Raw genomic sequence first — 19650 nt, 5'->3', positions numbered from 1 at the left:
AATGAGACGAGTTGTAGAGCACTTCGATGGAGCTTTTCTTGCGCACTTTACGAATCCTTACGACCCTTTCCGTTCTCGCCTTCCTGTCCTTTTGTTCCTCTCCCCGTCCCGATCGGCTGATTGAGGCCGATGTCATGCGCACGCTTCCTTCGCCGCATACATGGTCGGCCGGCCGTTTTACTCTTGAGCGATCGGTGACAGAGCAAGGCCCCGTCTACCGCTGGAAAGACGGCGATCGCATCCTTGCCGAGTCCCTGCCCGGTCATGCCTTCCTGACCGGAGGCCGCGGCAAAGAAAAGGTCGAGGAATCACGCGGATCTTTCTCAATTGAAGACGAAACGCTTCTGGATTGCCGCGGGCAGGTGGTCGAAAGCGTGGTCGCCTCTGGCCCCGAGATGCTTGTTCGCGGCAGCCTTGTCTGCGAGGACGAGAGCCGTATCGCCTATCAGTTTCATTTTAAAGAGGTGTCAGATCACGCTCTGCGCTTCGACTTTCGTCTCTTCTCTCCTGAGCTGAACCGTCTGCAGCTGAACCTATCCTCAGTTACAGACGAGGCCTTCTTCGGATTCGGCGAGCAGTTCACTTACTTCAATCTGAAAGGTCGCCAACTGCCCATCCTCGTACAGGAGCAGGGCATCGGTCGCGGAACACAGCCCATCACCGCGGGGGCTAACCTCACGGCAGGAGCGGGCGGAGACTGGCATACGAGTTACGCCGGCGTCCCGCACTTTATAAGCAGTCGTATGCGCTCCCTCTTTCTTGAAAATCGAGAGTATTCCATCTTTGATATGACCGAAGAGGATCTCGTTCGCATCGAGGTTTTCAGCAATCGGATGACCGGACGCTTGCTATCGGGCTCTGATCCCGCGGAGCTGGTCGAGCGTTATACAGAGTATTCGGGCCGCATGAAGGCGCTACCCGACTGGATTCACAGTGGAGCTATCATCGGTATGCAGGGCGGCACCGACGAAGTCAGAAAACGGCTGAAAGAACTCGACTCGTATAATACTCCGATGGCCGCTTTCTGGCTTCAGGACTGGGTGGGACAGCGCACGACAAGCTTCGGGCGACAGCTCTGGTGGAACTGGGAGCTCGACCGGGATCGTTATCCGGAGTGGGATGAGTTAAATGCCGAGCTGCGTTCAAAGAACATACGCGTGATGACCTACGTGAATCCTTTTTTTGCCGATGTGGCGTCACTCAAAAGTAATCTACGCCGCAATCTCTTTGCGGAGGCCGAGAAAAACGGCTACCTCGTGAGAAAGGCCGACGGCGAACCGTATCTGATCCTCAATACCGATTTTCATGCCGGCCTGCTTGATCTGACGAACCCCGCCGCGCGCCGCTGGATGAAAGACGTCATCAAAGAAGAAGTTCTCTCCCGCGGAGCTTCTGGTTATATGGCCGATTTCGGCGAGGCTCTTCCCTTTGACGCGAAACTCTTTTCGGGCGAGCCGGCTTCTTCGTTTCACAATCGTTATCCAGAGCAGTGGGCCGCTCTAAATCGCGAGGCAGCCGAAGAATGGAAGAAGTCGCATGCGAACGAGGACGTCGTTTTCTTTGTGCGATCTGCCTTCACGCAGAGTCCGGAACAGGCCCGGCTGTTCTGGCTGGGTGACCAGCTTGTCAGCTGGGATGAATACGACGGCATTAAGACGGCCGTAACGGGACTTCTTTCAAGCGGCCTTTCGGGATTCAGCATCAATCACTCCGACATCGGAGGTTATACGACGATCACGCATCCGCTGCGCGATTATCATCGCTCGAAAGAGCTCTTTATGCGCTGGACAGAGATGGCCGCCTTTCAGGCCGTCTTTCGCACCCATGAAGGCAATCGACCCGACGTGAACCATCAGTTTCACAGCGACGACGAGACGCTTCTGCATTTCTCACGATTCGCTCGCATCTACGCCGCTCTTTTCTCTTATAGAAAGACGCTGTTCGCCGAAGCGGAGCAGCACGGTTGGCCTGTCGTTCGTCCGCTATGGTTTCATTACTCCGATGATCCGGCCGTGTATGGCATTCGCTATGAGAGCTTTCTTCTCGGTCGTGATATTCTCGTAGCGCCCGTACTGGATAAGGGAGTTGCCGAGCTTTCGGTATATCTGCCGGCCGGGCAATGGATTCATCTGTGGACAGAGAAGGCTTTCGAGGGAAAACGAACGCACAGCGTACAGGCGCCCATCGGCCAGCCCGCCATCTTTATTCGCGCCGAACGTGCCGATCTGATTGCAGCACTTCGCAGGGCCGCCGTCCAGAGCGAATCCCATGAATAAGACGATTCCCGAATCGGCCAGACCTGAGGCACGTTTGCCTCAGATCCTGCTTCCAGGCGCCTTCTTTCTCAGTTTTACGGCGGGCTTTATCAACGTCGTCAGCTTCCTCGGTCTCTTTCATCAGGCGATCAGTCACACGACGGGTAACGTTACACGGCTTGCTGCAAGCGTCGCCTCGGGAAAATACGCCGAGGCGCAGACGTTCGTTCTTATCGTACTCTGCTTTATGATCGGAGCCTCGGTGTCGGGCTATATCACGCATGATTCGCAATTCAAGCCAGGCCGGCGTTACGGTGTTCTGCTCATGATTGAATCGGCGTTTATCATCGCTGCCGCCTCTCTTCTGCTGCAGAATTCGGTTTATGGAGAATACCTGCTTTCGATGGCCTGTGGACTTCAAAACGCAATGGCCACTTCTTACAGTGGTGCGGTTGTACGCACGACTCATATGACGGGTATCATCACCGATCTTGGAATCTTAATCGGCCAGATGCTCCGCAATCGAAAGGTTCCTCTGTTACGGTTTTCACTCTTCTCAATACTTCTGCTTGGCTTTCTTTCTGGCGGGAGCATCGGTCAGGTGTTCTTTCAGCGCATGGGATTTTTCGCTCTCTATGCTCCGGCATTGTGGCTGTTTATCGCCGGATTGATTTACTTTCTTCTGCGGATTTTCAGATGGAAGGCCATAGCAGCTTAGACAGTATAAACCTGAGGGCCTGGCTTATTCGCGTCCTTGTGGCCAGCCTTCTTCTTCTCGGTACGTCGCTTGCGGGCTTTTCAGAAGAGAGGATTTCTGCGAATCAGATCGCGTTATCCTATGCCTTTGAAGATAGCAGCGCTCTGCATGGACCTGGAGGCCCGAGCAATAGAGCATCCGCAGAAGCAACTCTGGATGAAGCCATTCGAGTGGATAGGATTCTGCCAGAAACGGACGCCTTTCAGGCGACGTCCGAACATGAGCTGAACTTCGGTTTCGACAACCGTACGCTGTGGGTCAGGTTAGTCGTAAGCAATCCGACCGATAAGCAGGCCGATCTCTATCTTGATATCGATTTTCCGCCGCTTGATGAAGTGATTTTTTACGAGACCGAGAATGACCTCATCTTACGAACCCTCGTATCAGGCGATATGCTCGTCATGTCAGAAAGGCCGATTCGCGATCGCAATCATATTTTTCCGTTCAGCGTACCCGCTCACGGCGAAAGGCAGCTCTACCTGCGCTTTCAAACGACCAGCGTGCTTGCCATTCTTCCCGCCGTTCTCACGCCCGAGCAATTCCGTATCAAATCGAACGAACAGAATCTCGTCTTCGGTTTCTTCTATGGCATGGTTCTTATCATGGTCGCCTATAGCCTCGGCCAGTTCTTGATTCTGCGAGATCGCATCTTTGCCCTCTATGCCCTCTATATCTTTTCGCTTGGGTTCTTTCTCTTTGTGTATAACGGCTTCGCCTTTCTCTATCTCTTTCCCGAATCGACATTTCTGACCAATCGCCTGAACCCGGCCTTCCTTGGTTTCTCCATCTTTTTTGCCATCCTCTTCTCAAGCGAGTATCTTCAACTGCGTCAGCGGCAGCGCACGATGTGGTCGATCCAGACAGGCCTGGCGATCGTTGCCGCCCTCGGCGTCGTGCTTTCCTTTATCATCCCCTACCGCATGATATCTTTTTCTCTGAACGTCTTTCTGCTTTTCACGCTGGCCGTGCTCATGGTCTCGACGTATCGTAACATTCGAGCAGGAAGCCGGATGGCCTGGTTCTATCTGCTTTCTTTCTCGGGGTTCCTCATCTCGGGCGTCGTCGTCGTTTTAAGTAACCTGGCCGTCTTCGATAAATCAGTCAGCACGATCTATTCTATACAGGCAGCGGCGGCGATTGAAATGGTTATCCTTGCCCTTGGCGTATCGTACCGCTACAGGCGAATTCGAGAGGAAAAAGACAGGCTTGCTCTCGCGAACGAAATAAGCTCCCGCCGTCTCGACGCACTCAATACGGAGCTCGACACCGCCCGTCGCATCCAGTCGGCGCTGCTTCCCGAAAAACCCCCGCTTATCGAAGGACTGAAGATCGTCTCGGAATATGAGCCGAGCGGCAAACTCGGCGGCGATTACTTCGATTTTTTCGCCGGAGCGGGCGATGGAAAGGCCGATGGAATAAGCGGCCATAACGGCGAGGTCGGTATCTTAATCGCCGACGTAACGGGGCACGGAACGCCGGCCGCTCTTTTCGCCTCCCTCGTGCGTTATACGTTTCAGACCTATCGACCTTTTATGAAAGATCCGTCAGGGCTTCTCGAATGGATGAACCGCACGATCTATGGACGACTGGGCGACCACTTCCTTACGGCCGGCTATCTGTATATCGATTCGCAGAGACACATGATGCGCTACGGATCGTGCGGCCATCCGGCGCTTCTGCATTTGAAGGCAGATGGGACGCTTGTCAGGGTGAAGGGTCGGGGGAGGGCGATGGGCCTGATCGACGAGACACGCCCCGAGACGCTCACTTCAACGATTGAAAAAGGCGATCGTCTGCTTCTTTATACTGACGGCCTTGAAGAGGTCATAGAGGTCTGTTCAAAACGAGAGCCGGCCATCCCCTCTGAGCTGGATGAGTTCCTGATCAGCCGGCGTCAGGACACGATGGATGAGCTGGTCGACTATATGCGCGCCCTTGTCATAGCGAACCGGACCGGCAAGGCGGCCATAGAGGACGATATTACGTGGATTCTAATCGAAGTTGAGAAATAGTCCCATTTTCGGAACCATCCGGAATGCTGTGAAATAGTTGACGATGATCCAGGTTTTAATAGTATTGAATCATAAATTGGAGAATTCACATGCTTACAAAATCACAGGCTCGATGGTTTTTCCTTGGTGGGACGGCGCTTTTTGCGGCGCTCTTTATTGGTCTGACGTTTGACACGCTGGCCCGCGTTCCGGCGCAGACCCGTGCTGAGAACCTGACCGAACCCGTAAAAAGGGGAAAGCTGATCTTCGATCAGAACAACTGTATGGGATGCCACACCATTCTCGGCGAAGGAGCGTACTATGCGCCCGAACTGACCAGGGTGATGGAACGCCGCGATCCGGAATGGATTCGGGTCTTCATCAAAGATCCGGAGGCCATGTACCCCGGCCGCCGTAAGATGGTGAAGTATGACTTCACTGACGAGCAGATCGACGATCTGATCGCCTTCTTCACATGGACAGGCAAGATGGATCTGAACGGATTCCCGCCTAAACCGACGATTAAGGTCGCCCAGGCCGAACAGGCCACGGCTCAGAACTCCGCCGCCGAACCGGCTGTTTTTCAGTCTCTCTGCAAATCCTGCCATGCTCTGGGCGGAAAAGGCGGCACGGTCGGACCGGCCCTTGACGGCGTCGGTAAGAAATACGATACCGCTTATCTTACAAAATGGCTTTCGGACCCTCAATCGGTTAAACCCGGCACGGCCATGCCGAAGCTTCCGCTCAGCCCTGAACAGCTGACAGAGCTCTCCGAATTCCTTTCTGCTCTGAAATGATCCTCTGGAGTAAACTATGAAATTTCGATCACAGAAACTCGCGTACTGGTTCTTCGCAACCTGTATGCTGCTCTTTGCGCTGCAGCTCGTCTACGGCTTCGTCATGGGCTTCGCCCGGATCGGTATGGACGGACTGCATGAATTCATTCCGTTTAATACGGCTCGCGCCACACATACGAACCTGCTCGTCGTCTGGCTCTTAACGGGATTTATGGGCGCCGCCTATTTCATCATCCCCGAAGAAAGCGACCGCGAGATCTACTCCGAAAAACTCGGATGGATTCAGCTCATCAGCCTCGTCGTCGTAGGCGTCGTCGCCATTGCCGGTTTTCATCTGAACTGGTGGGAAGGCCGCAAATTCCTTGAAATTCCCCGTCCGCTCGACTTTCTCGTCGTGGTTAACGTTCTGGCCTTCCTCTTTAACATCGGAATGACGGTGTGGAAGGGCAACCGCTACACGACGACGTCGCTCGTTCTGTTCTTCGGACTTTTCTCGGCCGCACTGCTTTACCTTCCCGGTATGATCTACTTCCATAACCAGACTCTCGATTCTTATTTCAGATGGTGGGTTGTGCATCTGTGGGTGGAAGGCGTATGGGAGCTCATCATGGGATCGCTGCTCGCCTATCTGCTGATCAAGCTGACCGGTGTGGACCGTGAAGTAATTGAAAAGTGGCTTTATGTGATCGTCGGGTTAACTTTTCTCTCGGGAATTCTTGGAACAGGGCACCACTACTATTACATCGGAACTCCGAGCTACTGGCTGTGGATCGGCGGTATTTTCTCCGCTCTCGAACCGCTTGCATTTCTCGGAATGGCGCTTTTCGCGATCGCCATGTATCGTCGTGCCGGACGCAGCCATCCGAACAAGGTCGCCCTCTACTGGACGATCGGCTGCGCTATCATGTCCTTCGTCGGTGCGGGATTCCTCGGTTTCGCTCATACGCTGCCTCAGGTTAACCTGTATACACACGGAACGCTTGTGACGGCCATGCACGGCCACCTCGCTTTCTGGGGAGCCTATGCGATGATCGTGCTTGCCGTGATCTCCTATGCTCAGCCGCTTATGACGGGTCGCAAGCTCTGGAACAACATGACGGGCCTGCTCGCCTTCTGGACGTCTAATATCGGAATGACGAGTATGACGGGCGCCTTTGCCGTCGCCGGTATCGCGCAGGTGTATCTTGAGCGCCGTCTTGGTATGGACTTCCTCGCCGTTCAGGAAGAGATCGAGATTCATTTTGTCGGTCTTATCCTGGCAGCGTCGCTTTTTTCGGTCGGTATTATTCTCTACATCTACAACTTCATCAAGTTCGGACTTCCGAGCGACGAGATGATCGGCGTAAGTGATGAGAAGATGACCGCCGGAGCGGGTCGTGAGTAAGATTCACACAGTCGCCGCTGAAAAGGGGACGGTACCTTACTACCGTCCTCGCGCAGCGGAGGTCGATGTCTTTCTGCATGCAGCAGAAAGGCATCTGCCTGTTCTGTTAAAAGGACCGACGGGAACGGGCAAGTCCAGATTCGTCGAGCATATGGCGGCTCGCCTTGAGCGCACTCTTTACACCGTTTCCTGTCACGAAGAGACTTCGGCCGTCGACCTGATCGGGCGTTATCTTCTTCTTGGTGATGAAACGATCTGGCAGGACGGACCGATGACCAGGGCCGTACGTGAAGGGGCGATCCTCTATCTTGATGAAGTCGCCGAGGCCAGGCCCGACGTGATCGTCGCCATTCATTCGTTAACCGACCATCGCCGCGAGCTTTACATCGACCGCCGTAACGAACGCCTGAAGGCCGCGGACGGTTTTATGCTGGTAGCATCTTTCAATCCGGATTATCAGAGCGGTAACCGTGAGCTCAAGCCCTCGACAAGGCAGCGCTTTATCGGCATGAGTTTCGATTACCCCGATCAGTCCGTCGAAGCCGAGATCGTGCGAACCGAAACGGGAGCAGAGCCGGCGCTTTGCGATAAACTCGTTCAACTTGCCGCAAACATCCGTAGCGCAATACTTCCCGGGCTTCAGGAAACGGTATCAACACGCCTTCTTGTCGACGCCGCCGCGCTTGCCGCATCGGGCATCCCCCCGCGTCTTGCATGCACTGTGGCTATCACCGAGCCGCTCACCGACGACCGTCAGACGGCGGCCGCATTGAACGACATGATTGCTCTTCTCTTTTAAAAGTTTGATAGTACTCTTCAGGGTAATCATTTGAGGTTTATTCTATGAGCTGGGATGAGTGGATCTTTCGAAGGCTCTGGAAGAGCTTCGTAAAAGAAAAAGAGGCGCCCGGACTTTATCGCGTCGACGAGGCACTGCGTCGCTGGCATAGCTTCTGCTCGCTTTCGGCCTCGCAAAAGCTACGGGTTCTTACGACCGAAGACGTGCCCGGACGATCTTCAACGACCGTATACCTGCCGCGTCTGGTCCATGTCTTTGAAGACAGAGAAATGAACGAGAAGGCGCTGATGCTGAAGGCCTTCTTTCTGTCATTCTCGGATGGTGGGGCATCCGATACCTCGACCACTGGCACGACGACAGTCTCTTCTCAGGAGCGGCTTGCTGGCATTCGCAGCCGTTACGCCGGCTTCGCAGACCAGTACGACGAGTGCCTCGACGCCGCAAGTTCTCCAGAGGCAAAGAAGGCCTTCGAAGACTGGATGCTGCTCTGTAACCTGCGTGAAGACAGCGAAGCGGAGCGCAGAGACGGAGGTGACTCCTCGAACGACGAACGCCCCGATACGCAGATTGAAATCGAGGCTGCCGACGATGTCGTCGTGCATCAGCTTGATAAAAAGGCCATACAGGATTATACGCTCAATCATAGCTTCGAGAAGATCGATACGATCGAGGAGTTCAACGGGAACTGGCGTCAGACCGATGAATCCGACGAGCTGGAGGAGCATCTTGACGCCGTGAAAGAACTGAAACTGCGTGATCTCGTTCGCGTGGATGAGCAGGCCCGCTCCATGCTCTCTGCCGACATCCGACTCGATCTTATGACTGGAGAATCAAAGGAGTCGGTCGACGGGAAACGCTTCGCCGTTCCCTACCCGGAGTGGGATGCACGCAGTCGCTCCTATAAAGAAGAGTGGTGCCATGTTTATCCGTCGCACTTCACGCTAAGCTCACCGGGATACTACGCGACCGTCTGCGACGAGAATGCCGCCGACCTTGCCCGGCTGAAACGCAAGTACAGACAGATTCAGAACGACAGAGAAACGGTGCGTCGTATGCCGGACGGCGAAGAGATCGATCTTGAGGCGGCCATTCTTGCTCATGTCGATCGACGCGCAGGATTATCGCCGGATGGACGGCTCTATCGTTCAAAACGGAAGTGCCGACGGGAGTTATCCATCCTCATCCTCATCGATCACAGTCTCTCGACAGATTCTTACATGAACGGCCATCATATTTTAAGCGTCGCCCGACAGGCCGTCACTCTCACATCGACCGTCTTTGCCGAGGCGGCGACGCGGTTTCAAATTGATGCCTTCTTTTCGCACACACGCAACCAGATCGAATACAGTACGATTAAGTCCTTTCGCGAGAACTGGCAGAGCTGCGCGGACCGCATCGGTTCTATTGAGGCGAAAGGTTATACTCGCATCGGTCCGGCAATACGCCATGCGACCTCTCTTCTCGAACAGGAGAAGAGCAGGCATAGATGGATTCTGCTTCTCTCCGATGCTCGTCCGAATGATTACGATCGATACGAAGGCCGGCATGGTATCGCCGACGTGAAGCAATCGATTCGAGAGGCAAGATCAAAGAACATCCGCCTGCATGCCTTCAGTCTCGACAGTCAGGCACGCCACTATCTTCCCGAGATGTTCGGAGCGGGAGGCTACAGCGTCATCCCTCATCCGGAACGCATGATTGACGTGATGACGGATTTTTATCTCAAGCTGGTTGGTTGATCGAAGCATCCGCTTTTTTCTGAGTTGAGCGAAAAAAATTCAGATCAATTCAGCTCATTTTCGACCTTGCGTTTGTATGAACAAACAGACTCGCCTGGACCAGGAGCCCTATTACCGGTCTCGCTCCACGTTGCTTATTCCCGAGGCCCTTTTCAAGCGATACTTCTGGCGAAGCCCTTACATAAAAATAGGGCATTGGGCCCTTGCTTCTTATTTCGCCAGCCTTATGGAAGATCCCCAGCTTGAATACAAGATCAGCTTTCTTGAGGAAACAGGAAAGTGGAAGAAGCAGTATCAGGAAGAGGGGCAAAATATGGTGCGCGTGAACTTTTATCCTGATGACAGGGATTGGGGGAAGTTGGCTGCAATTTCGAATGCTACCGGGTATTCCCGTTGCTATATTTTTGTTTTCCTGATGCTGATCGCTATGGGAGTGATATCTCTTGAGGATGGAGGAACTCAGCCATCTTTCAAGACGGGTCACTGGAATCCCGTGGTGATTTGCTATATTTGCGTGGATGCAGCCACCAGAAAACTCACAAGAATCCTGAAAACATAGCCCCCGACATCCCCGACCCACAAATCATCGATACTTTTGTGCCACAGGCTGCAATCGCTGGTACCGGCTCTTTAATCGAAATCCGATTTTGTCGGCAGCTCGGGAATGGACGGATTCTCTACCGTATCGCGGCCATGCTTATCGCATGTTTTATCGGGCACGCCGGCTGCCGCAAAGAGATCAGACTTTTTGCGCGGGCAGAAACCGTTCGGCAGAAGGCCCGTATCGGCGCAGACGGTAACAGAGCGCGCCCGCGGATCGAATGCATAACCACCTTTTGCAAGTTCCGATCCCTTTCCCGAGCCAGATACGATGCGACCGAAAAGTGGACCGGCCACTCCGGCTCCCGTTCCTTTGTTCATCGACACGATATGATTGTCGAATCCAACCCAGACGGCGGCTGAAAGATGGGGAAGCACGCCGACAAACCATGCGTCACGGTGCTTGTTCGTCGTACCTGTTTTGCCGAGCAAAAGCGGAGAGTTAAATCCGCCGCGGCCGGTACCGCCGTACTTTGCCGAGTCCTGCATCATCGACGCCACGACCTCGGCGGCATCGCCATCGATGGCCTTTACCTCGGCCGGCATCTGCATGCGGAATTCGTCTTTGCCGGTGCCGTCGAAAAGCACCTTGCCCGTCGGACTGACGATGCGCCGGATCAGAAACGGACGCTTGATAACGCCGTTATTCGCAAAAGCCGAGAAGGCCGATGCCATCTCAAGAGGACTCATCTCAAGAATGCCAATGGCGACGCCTTGTTCTGCGCGGAAGCGTTTTGCGAACGCTTCGTCGCTATGAAAGAAGAACTTGTGAAACTGCTCGCCCACTCGATCGAGACCGATCATCATCGCTGCCCGAATTGCCGGAATGTTGCGTGACTTTGCCATAGCAATGCGGGCTGGAATAATGCCTTCATAGTCTTCATCGATGTTGTCGGGTAACCAGAAATCCTTTCCGTCGGCCGTTTTCACTCCTGAGAAGAAGAGCGGGCTGTCTTCAAGTGGAGTGGCGGGGCTAACCTTACCCGATTCGGCGCCGGCCGAATATATGATAGGCTTGATGGCCGACCCCGTCTGACGGCGCATCTGAATGGAGCGGTTGAGCTGGTTTTCGGGAAAAAATTCCGATCCGCCCTGCATGAAGAGAATCTCGCCCGTCGCCGGATCAAGCCCGATCGATGCAGTCTCCAGGCGCTTGTTGCCGGTACGCGGAACGGGAAGGCCGAGCACCGCTCCTCCTAAAGCCATTAGAAGATACTCACGGCGGATGCGTTCTTTCAAAACCGACTCGTCGTTCTGTTCGGGCCGCCTGTATGGATGTTGCTTGCGTATCTCGGCAAGAAACTCTCGCGAATGCTTCACAGCCGACTTCTGCAAGTCGATATCGATCGTCGTCTCGATACGCAGGCCAGATTGCGATTCGGCTTCATCTCCGAGAATCTCACGCAGCTTGCCCCGGATGTATTCGGTAACGTAGGGACCATGATCAGTGCGCGTTCCGAAGACGGTTTCGGTCGGGCTGCGATTTAAATGCATGAGCGACGATAGCTTCTGCGATTCATATTCGGATTGTGCAGGCACGGGGAACCCGTCTTCAACCATGCGCGCATAGATATGATCCATCTTTCGGATGAGCATCTCAGGATTGCGAAGCGGCGAGAAGCGTTCAGGCGCCGAAGGCAGAGAAGCAAGAGCGAGGCGTTCGGTGAAATTGAGCTCGACTAACGTTTTTCTGAAGTAGAAATCCGCAGCCGTCTGGAAACCGTAAGCCCCGTGCCCGAGATAAACGTTATTAAAGTAGCCAGTCAGAATGTCATTCTTCGCATAACGGGCTTCAAGAGCATAGGCAAGCGATGCTTCTTTCAGTTTTCGCGTGAGCGTTTTCTCGCGATCATCCAGCAGAATGCGCGAGAGCTGCTGCGTGATCGTCGAAGCGCCCTGTACGAATCCGGCATTCGTTACGTTAATGAAAACGGCACGCAGCGTAGCTGTGAAGTCGATGGCGCCGTGAGAATAGAAGTCTTCGTCTTCGACGAAAAGCAGAACATCGATCATCGGCTTCGGAATATCTTCAAACTTCAGATTGCCGGTTTTCAACGAAAAAAGCTCTGAGATGAGCTGCCCGTTGCGATCGTAGATGCGATCAGGCGATCGAGAGCCCATGCCCGAGATGTAAGGATCCGGATCAAAAAGAGCAAGCTGGACGACGACAACCGAGCCATAGAGAAGCGCGCCGATCAGGGCAATAAAGCCCCCGAGAACGAGAAGGCGCGAGCGATCGCCCCGGCGCGAAGAAAGCGAAAAAGAAGGCAGCGAGAACGAACGAAACGACGGAAGCGAAAACGAGGGCATAGAGAAGCGACGGCTCTGGCTGCGTCCAATGTCCGATGTCTTGCGCAGGGGAATGGAGCTGCGATCCGTTCGCGAGAAGCCGCCCGCCTGAGAACGGGCACCGGAGCCATAGCTGGAGCGATCCAGCGCGCCACTCCGATTGTCGAACATGGCCTTGCGTGCACAGAACGGGCAGATTGCAGAATGAACCGTATAGGAGGAGGTATCAATCTCAAGCTGGAATCCTTTTCCGCAGCCCTTGCACGTGTATCGAAAACGCTTGCTCACCTTGTACTATCTGTTGTCGGCTCGTTTTCTACGGCAATCCGAAAAAATGGTTGTGAATTCGGCCAGGCAGCCGAAAACTCGTATGTAAGGGGTCGTGGCTTCTAAAGGGAAAGTTTCGATATTCAAACAAACAAAAAAATGCGGAGTAGTTACACTGCTCCGCGGCCCCGCCTTCCCGACACGTTTACAAGGCCTATACTGATCAGTATCAGCGCCATGCCCGTTATCATCGCAAGATCTACCGTTTCGCCAAGCAGCAATACGCCCGAGAACACGCCTACGACAGGCACAAGCAGAAGCGAAATGCCAGCGGTCGATGCCGGAATTGCTCTTAACAGTCGGAACCACATCAAAAAGGCCAGCGCCGATGCAACGATCCCCGAAAAGGCCACCGTTGCCCAGCCTTGATAAGCAAGGGCGGGGGGAAGTTGAAACGGCTCCGTCAGCGCCGAATACGCCAGTAACAAAAGTCCGCCTGTAATCATCTGGTAGGTCGTGAAACGCAGGGCATTGATCCGACCTGAGACGCGCTTCATAACGATGTTGCAGAGCGCCCATGCAACGGAGGCGACGAGAACGAGCAGCTCTGACAGCGTTCCCGGCCGCTGCCACAATTGCAGCAGCGTATCGGGATTCAGCTTCAGCAGTATCGTGAGCCCGACAACACCAAGCAGAAGCGCCGAGATTTTGAGCGGCGAGAGACGATCGTCGGGCAGAAGGAAATGTGCCAGTATGCTCAGCCACAGAGGCATCGTATAAAAAAGAACGGAAGCGAGACCGGCATCGATGACAAGAAGGGCGTTCTGTAGCACGGCATTCGTGAAGGCGATCTGAACAAGGCCTGTGAAAAGGATCGGTCTCCATTCGTCGCCCGTCGGAGCGGTCACGCCGCGCCACCGACTGATGATTAGCAGAACGGCACCGGCGCTGAGAAAGCGCAACGCAGAAAAGAGGATGGGAGGAAAGTAGGCCATGCCGGCCTTCATAAACACCCAGTTCACGCCCCATATCAGAGCAAGAACGATGATCTGCAGGTACACAGGACCGGTTTTTATTCCGGTGCTCCGGCGTCTTGAAGGATCTGCACGATGGCGTTATGCCCCGCATCTTTCGCAAATCTCAGCGCCGTCCTGCCTGATCGATGCCGCATCGCCGGATTGGCTCCGTGTTCGAGCAGCCAGCGCACGGATGCTTCACGACCGAACTGCGATGCTATCATAAGGGCGGTGTAGTTTTCGCGACCGCCTTCGTTTACAGGAGCGCCTCTGTCGATAAGCGTTTGCATGACGGGAGTCAGACCGGCTACGGCGGCCGTCATGAGGGGCGAGCGATCAAAGCCGTCACGCAGCGTCAGCGGAGCTCCCGATTCCAGCAGCAGCTGCATGAATTCGCCGCGTCCGTTGAGGATGGCCCAGTTCAGCGGAGTGAAGCCCTGTTCGTTGCGCCATGCCGTCGAAACCCCGCCGCGAAGAAGCGCGAGCAGCATGTCGCGGCGGTTGCGCTGTAGCGGAAACCAGATCGTCGTCCTTCCTTTGCGGTCGGCGATATTCGGGTTAGCCTGCGACGCAAGAAGGGCGTTCACGGTGGATAAATCATCCTGCTCGACGGCGACAAAAAGGGCCGTCTTACCGTCGCGATCGGTGGCGTCCTTTTCCAGATCGGCTTCACCGAGAAGAAGAGAGGCCGTCTGAGCATGTCGATTCCTGACGGCTTCATGCAGCGCGGTTCGACCCCACCGATCTTTCGCTTTGAGATCGGCCTCTTCGTCGATAAGAGCAGAGACCACATCGTCCTTGCCGAGAAAGGCAGCTCTGTGCAGCGGCGTAGTATTATACACTCCGCGATGATCGACGGGGGCGCCGTCCGAAAGCGCTTTGTTCACACCGCGCACGTCGCCGGCCGCGATCGCAAGATAGAGGCGGTCAACAGGGTCGGGAGCAAGAACGGCGGATTTCAGAGAGGCTAACGTTTCTGCGTCGCCGCTGGCCGCCCCCTCTGAAAGGGCCGACGCCTGGCCGGAATGTCGCATCGCCGGCTGTGCTCCGTATTTCAATAGCCGTTCTACGATCGTACCGTGCCCGCGATAGGCGGCCCACATAAGCGGAGTGGCCCCGAGTGATGACGTACTGTCGACGGGAGCGGCCGCATGCGAAACGGAGGCCGCAAAGAGCCCGGCATCGCCCGTCCAGCAGGCAAGATAGAGGCTTTCGCGTGGAGGCGCCGGCGCTCCGGATTGCCTCAACAGAAGAGCCATGTGAGGAAGATCCATATCGATGGCCAGGGTTAACGGAGTATTCCCGTCGAAGGCCTTGAGTCCTGGCCGCGCTCCGGCTTTTATAAGCTGTTCGGCCGCCTCCAGCTGGTCGGCCTTAACGGCGAGAAAGAGAGGAGTCCAGCCGATCTTATCGATGGAGTCGACGGGGATCTTTCGAGCAAGCAGCGCGGCCATGACTTTCGTGTGTCCTTTCCATACGGCATAGTGAAGGGCGCTCCAGCCTTCGTTATCCGTGATACTGGTGTTCGCCTTGCTATTAAGAAGCAGCTCGACGACTTCGGTTCTGCCGAGCCAGGCAGAGAGGTGAAGAACCGTCCTGCCGCGTTTGTCGACGGCCTCGAGGGGGGCGCCGAGTTTAATGAGCAGCTCGACGGTTTTCAGATGTCCTTTCATTGCGGCGAGATGAAGAGCTGTCCGGCCGTTTTCGTCACGGGCGGCAATGTCGGCGCCATTCTTGACGAGGAATTCAATGGCAGCGTTCTGGGCGAGAGAGGCTGCCCAGTGAAGCGGCGTGCGATCCTCGCTGCTTTTCAGGTTGATATCGACTCCTTCATTGAGGGCGGTCTCTATTCCGTCCACGTCGCCGGTAGCTGAGGCAACGATGATATCGGGCGTTGCGCAACCTGTAAGCAGCGCGGTGCAGAGCAGGACGAAAGCGGACGATGCGAAGTTAAGACGTCTCATTGTTTAAGCCTGCTCCTTGATAGTCTGAAAAATCCACACACTCACTCAAAGGCATACCGGAAGGCGATCTGAAACTGCTGCGGAGGTAACGGGCTCTGCGTTAGCCAATCGAGTTCAGGGTCCGTGTAGCGGGCGTCTGCGGCGCTGATAACGTAAACGAGGCCGAGCCCTAACAGAGCTCCCGTTCTTATCGCCGCACTCTGATTCGCTCTGTCCCGTTCGGCTACGGCCTTTTTATAATAAGAGTATGCAAAGATCGGATTATGGCGCTGATAAAGGAAAAGGGCGTAGTTGTTGTTTTCCTTGCTGTAGCCGGCATAGGATTGCTTGTAAACATAGTCGGCGAGAAGTACCGTGCCAAGCAGGGTGAGGAAGCTACCCATGTAAATCTTGCCGCGATCGGGTTGATTCTTATGATACTGGCCCCAACCAGGAAGGATCAGGCTGCGCTGGAATCCTTCTTTCTTTCTGCGCTCCTTCTCCTGTAAGAACTCATTCTGAAAGAAGGCCCGTTCTTCCTGTTTGCGATCATCTTCTTCTTCTATTTTTTTATCGAGGCCCTCCCGTCTTCGGTCAAGCTCGCGGTTGAGTTCTTCGACGATCTTGCGTCTCTCTTCTTCGCTTTTACGTCGGGCCTCTTTCTCGGCCTCTGTATCGCCGGGATCATAGCGATCGAACGTCATACGTCGGATTTGCGTTTTGGGGATGGTAAGAAGACCGTTTGATGTGCGAAAGCGAACCGTTTCACGGTCCTGGCCGACGACGATACCGCGCAGTACCTGTCCGTTTTCCAGATACAGCGTTTCGGCCGAAGCCGGCGCAGTGCTCAATAACAGAATTATGCTGAATTGGAAGATTACTGTCCTTGCTTTCAACTTTAAAGGGCCGCGTTGCATTGGTAACTGGCCGATCTCTTTGAATTACGGCTCAGGTGCACCCTCAAGTAATATTAAAAAAAGTCAAGTAAAAAGTCTTCAAATTACTTCCGTTGCAGCGGATCATTCCTGAGAAATTCGGCCTCTGATACGCCGATGAGTCTCAATGCATTGAGATAGTAGAGCTTGCGAAGCACGTCGTCGGGAAGCGCTATGCCGCTTATCTTCCATAATCCCTTGCGGGCTTTATGAGGCGGATAGTAATCGAAGTATTCATCGTCCGTCTCAAAGAAGCGCCAGTAGATGCGAACCTTTTCATAGTCGGGTAAACCATCGGTTCCGTAGAGAATGCGATCCTGATACTTGATGAAGAACGCTCTCGCCGCTTTCGGTTGTCGACCGAGCTCGTCGATGCGCTGCGCCGTGTCGACCCACACATTCGGATGCCGATCGAGAAGCGCCGCTGCACGCTTGAGGTCGTGCGCCAGCTCTCCGAAATGCAGGGCCACAAAGCGCACGTCGCGCCTCCTTTCGAATAGTCGGTCTCGCTGTGCGAGTACTTCATCAAAGGTCGGTCCTTTCACGAAGGACCATTCAGGATGATGCGAGAGCTCTTCAAACCGCTCGTTAGTCCCGTCTGCCTTTCCAAAAAAAGCCGGTGGATCGGCCGTGTGAATAGCGATGATCAGATCGTATCTTGCGGCCACATCCCACAGCGGCTCGAAGATGGGATCATCGATAGCATAGAACGTGCCGTCGGGCTTTTTCTGGCCGAGGCCGAGGTTTTTCCAGAGTTTGACGCCTTTGATGCCGGCCTTTGCCAGGGCTTCAAGGTCAGATGCCATCTGCGCCACACCGCTTGCGTCATTCACTTCTTTAAGGCGAGCGTAGTTCCATCCTGGAAAGTGTACGATCGTTTTTTGCGGTCGTCCCTGCTGCAGTTTTGCATATCCATCGGACGTGGTCGTGCGCAGGGCAAGGTTCACAAAGAGCGCAGTACGGCATTGAGCAAGATCGGCGTCAAGGTCGCCGGTATAAGTCGGGAAGATATGTCCGTGAAACTCAACGACCGGATAACGCGGCTGTTGCGGTATTGTTTCGCTGACAGGCACCATCACGCTGACAGGCTTGAATTCACTGAGGGCGATCTCTTCGGGTACGTCCTTTCCGGCGAGGGCGGCGCCAAAGCCCAGGGCGTTTAACACGGCGAAACGAACTCCGACCCGAACGGATGGAAAGGCCCAGAGGAAAAGGGCGATCCAGCTGATTATCAGTATTGCGGTGAGGCTGCGTTTCAAGCCGCGTCGGGTTGGCTCTGGCATAGGATTAGATCTTCAATTCCTGTTCTGCTTCAAGAACGAACTTCTTGAAATCGGGAAAAAGCGACGGTCGTATGGCCACGCCCTTCTTGGTCGGTTTCCATTCGCCGTCTTTGTCCAGATACCATACTCTGATATTCAGATACTGCTCTCCGCGGAACTCCGTGATTTCGAGTCGGATGATCTCGGTGTCGGTTTTCTTCAGGTCTCTTTGAAATGACATGTTCTTTCCTCTGATAGATGACGCCTTCGGGCATAATAACAATTAAACGCTACAGTCCGATGTCGGAACGGAAAAAAGTTCCGGCAATGGATCGGCTTTTCAGTTGTGAATAAATACGATTTCGCGCATCTTCGATCGATACTCCGGTTCCCGTAATGTTTGCGATCCGGCCGCCTGTGCTGCGTAGAGCGCCGTTTCGCTCCGTTCCCGCATGAAAGCACTGCACGCCGTCGACGAAGGGCTCTTCCAGCCCCGAAAGATCTATTCCTTTATCGTAGTCTCCTGGATAACCCCCGGCGGCCAGCACGACGGTCATTCCGACCGCATTCCGAAAGCGCAAAGAGGATTCTTTCAGATGTCCCGTCGCTGCCTGGAAAAAGAGCTGCGCAATATCGTCTTCGAGTAAAGGAAGAAGTGCCTGTGTTTCGGGGTCTCCGAAACGACAGTTGAACTCGACGAGGCGAGCCTTGCCTTCATGTATCATGAGTCCGGCGTAGAGCAGGCCGCGATACGGCGTGCCATCCTTCTTGAATCCCTGAACGGCGCGATCCAGCACTTCGGATTGAATCTGCTGCATAACCGCTTCGGTTACGTATTCAACGGGAGTAACGGCGCCCATACCGCCCGTATTCGGACCTTCGTTATTATCAAAGACGCGCTTGTAGTCGCGAGCGGGCTGAAAGGCAAGAGCCTTCTCGCCGTCACAGATAGCGAATACGGAGGCCTCGCGTCCGGGCAGGAACTCTTCTAAGAGAACTTTCGCGCCCGACGAGCCGAAGACGCCTTCTACAAGAGCTTCTTTCAACGCCTGAACGGCATGCTCTCGATCAGAGGTGACGGTCACTCCTTTGCCCGCGGCAAGTCCGTCTGCCTTGATCACATAGGGCGGGCCAAAAGAATCAAGGCCTGGAAGAGCCGCATCGAAATCGCTGAATTCCGCATAACGCGCCGAGGGAAGCCCGTGGCGCTCCATGAAGGCTCGCGCCCATCCTTTGGATCCCTCAATTTGAGCGGCCGCTTTCTTCGGACCGAAGACAGCGCAGGTGTTTTCCAGAGCATCGGTTACACCGTCGACGAGAGGTTGTTCTGGCCCGACTACGACCAGGTCGAATTGCTCGCTCTGAACGAACTCTTGAAGCGCCTTGAAGCCGTTTGCGTAAGGCGCCGTCATATGCCTGATTCTATCGGATTCGGGAATGCCTCCATTGCCGGGAAGCACAAGAACCTGTTCCACCGACTTAGATTTTTTCAATGCCGCATAGAGTGCATGCTCTCTGCCGCCCGAACCGAGTATAAGAATCTTCATCCTGCTTCAATTATGTAATGAGACCGATCTGTCAAAGAAAAATGAAGTGTGCATCTGATCTGCTTCGCG

General features: G+C 54.5%; 15 protein-coding genes. 8 read left to right on the top strand and 7 right to left on the bottom strand.

Features of this window, described 5'->3' with window-relative positions; translation table 11 throughout:
* Window positions 1-38 precede the first annotated feature (38 nt).
* From LEPIL_RS14885 to LEPIL_RS14850, 8 genes are all read left to right on the top strand, one after another.
* Window positions 39-2276: an alpha-glucosidase gene (locus tag LEPIL_RS14885; protein WP_157135091.1), complete on the top strand. Its 2238-nt coding sequence runs from the start codon at window positions 39-41 to the stop codon at window positions 2274-2276.
* Window positions 2269-2973, top strand: a complete 705-nt coding sequence (locus LEPIL_RS14880) for a YoaK family protein (protein ID WP_002773657.1) — start codon at window positions 2269-2271, stop codon at window positions 2971-2973. Before LEPIL_RS14885 ends, LEPIL_RS14880 begins: the two co-directional genes overlap by 8 nt.
* Window positions 2952-5024, top strand: coding sequence for a SpoIIE family protein phosphatase (locus LEPIL_RS14875; RefSeq protein ID WP_002773656.1), 2073 nt, complete (start codon window positions 2952-2954; stop codon window positions 5022-5024). Before LEPIL_RS14880 ends, LEPIL_RS14875 begins: the two co-directional genes overlap by 22 nt.
* An 89-nt stretch (window positions 5025-5113) precedes the next feature.
* Window positions 5114-5800, top strand: coding sequence for a c-type cytochrome (locus LEPIL_RS14870; RefSeq protein WP_002773655.1), 687 nt, complete (start codon window positions 5114-5116; stop codon window positions 5798-5800).
* A 16-nt stretch (window positions 5801-5816) separates the two neighbouring features.
* The gene (locus LEPIL_RS14865; protein ID WP_002773654.1) at window positions 5817-7184 is read left to right on the top strand and encodes a cbb3-type cytochrome c oxidase subunit I; all 1368 of its coding nucleotides are present in this window, start codon (window positions 5817-5819) and stop codon (window positions 7182-7184) included.
* Window positions 7177-7983 carry a CbbQ/NirQ/NorQ/GpvN family protein gene (locus LEPIL_RS14860; protein ID WP_002773653.1) on the top strand — a complete coding sequence of 269 codons (807 nt, stop codon included), beginning with the start codon at window positions 7177-7179 and terminating at the stop codon, window positions 7981-7983. The genes LEPIL_RS14865 and LEPIL_RS14860 overlap by 8 nt, the downstream gene beginning before the upstream one ends.
* 44 nt (window positions 7984-8027) lie before the next feature.
* On the top strand, window positions 8028-9722 hold the full coding sequence (locus tag LEPIL_RS14855) for a nitric oxide reductase activation protein NorD (RefSeq protein ID WP_002773652.1): 1695 nt from the start codon (window positions 8028-8030) through the stop codon (window positions 9720-9722).
* Window positions 9723-9798: 76 nt separating this feature from the next.
* Entirely contained in the window at window positions 9799-10281 is a 483-nt protein-coding gene (locus tag LEPIL_RS14850) for a DUF1564 family protein (protein WP_002773651.1), read from the top strand.
* 71 nt (window positions 10282-10352) lie between these two features.
* Here the strand turns inward: LEPIL_RS14850 and LEPIL_RS14845 are convergent, their stop codons facing one another.
* The 7 genes from LEPIL_RS14845 to purD form a co-directional block, all read right to left on the bottom strand.
* Window positions 10353-12899 (bottom strand): transglycosylase domain-containing protein, encoded by a 2547-nt coding sequence (locus LEPIL_RS14845; RefSeq protein WP_052608376.1) that lies wholly within the window; start codon window positions 12897-12899, stop codon window positions 10353-10355.
* Between the two features lie 149 nt (window positions 12900-13048).
* A complete protein-coding gene (locus LEPIL_RS14840; RefSeq protein ID WP_002773649.1) occupies window positions 13049-13939 on the bottom strand; it encodes a DMT family transporter in 891 nt (296 codons plus the stop codon).
* An 11-nt stretch (window positions 13940-13950) separates the two neighbouring features.
* Complete coding sequence (locus LEPIL_RS14835; RefSeq protein ID WP_002773648.1) at window positions 13951-15858, bottom strand: ankyrin repeat domain-containing protein; 1908 nt, start codon at window positions 15856-15858, stop codon at window positions 13951-13953.
* 41 nt (window positions 15859-15899) lie between these two features.
* The gene (locus LEPIL_RS14830; protein ID WP_002773646.1) at window positions 15900-16754 is read right to left on the bottom strand and encodes an LA_0442/LA_0875 N-terminal domain-containing protein; all 855 of its coding nucleotides are present in this window, start codon (window positions 16752-16754) and stop codon (window positions 15900-15902) included.
* An 83-nt stretch (window positions 16755-16837) separates the two neighbouring features.
* Complete coding sequence (locus LEPIL_RS22345; RefSeq protein WP_002773644.1) at window positions 16838-18055, bottom strand: amidohydrolase family protein; 1218 nt, start codon at window positions 18053-18055, stop codon at window positions 16838-16840.
* A gap of 4 nt (window positions 18056-18059) precedes the next feature.
* Window positions 18060-18275: a transcriptional coactivator p15/PC4 family protein gene (locus LEPIL_RS14820; protein WP_002773643.1), complete on the bottom strand. Its 216-nt coding sequence runs from the start codon at window positions 18273-18275 to the stop codon at window positions 18060-18062.
* 49 nt (window positions 18276-18324) lie between these two features.
* Window positions 18325-19581, bottom strand: a complete 1257-nt coding sequence (gene purD / locus LEPIL_RS14815; RefSeq protein ID WP_002773640.1) for a phosphoribosylamine--glycine ligase — start codon at window positions 19579-19581, stop codon at window positions 18325-18327.
* Window positions 19582-19650: the final 69 nt, after the last annotated feature.

Origin of the sequence: Leptonema illini DSM 21528 (assembly GCF_000243335.1) — a bacterium.
GTDB classification, from domain to species: domain Bacteria; phylum Spirochaetota; class Leptospiria; order Leptospirales; family Leptonemataceae; genus Leptonema; species Leptonema illini.
Note: the sequence above shows the minus strand (reverse complement) of the source record. Positions and strands in the feature narration are given on the sequence as shown.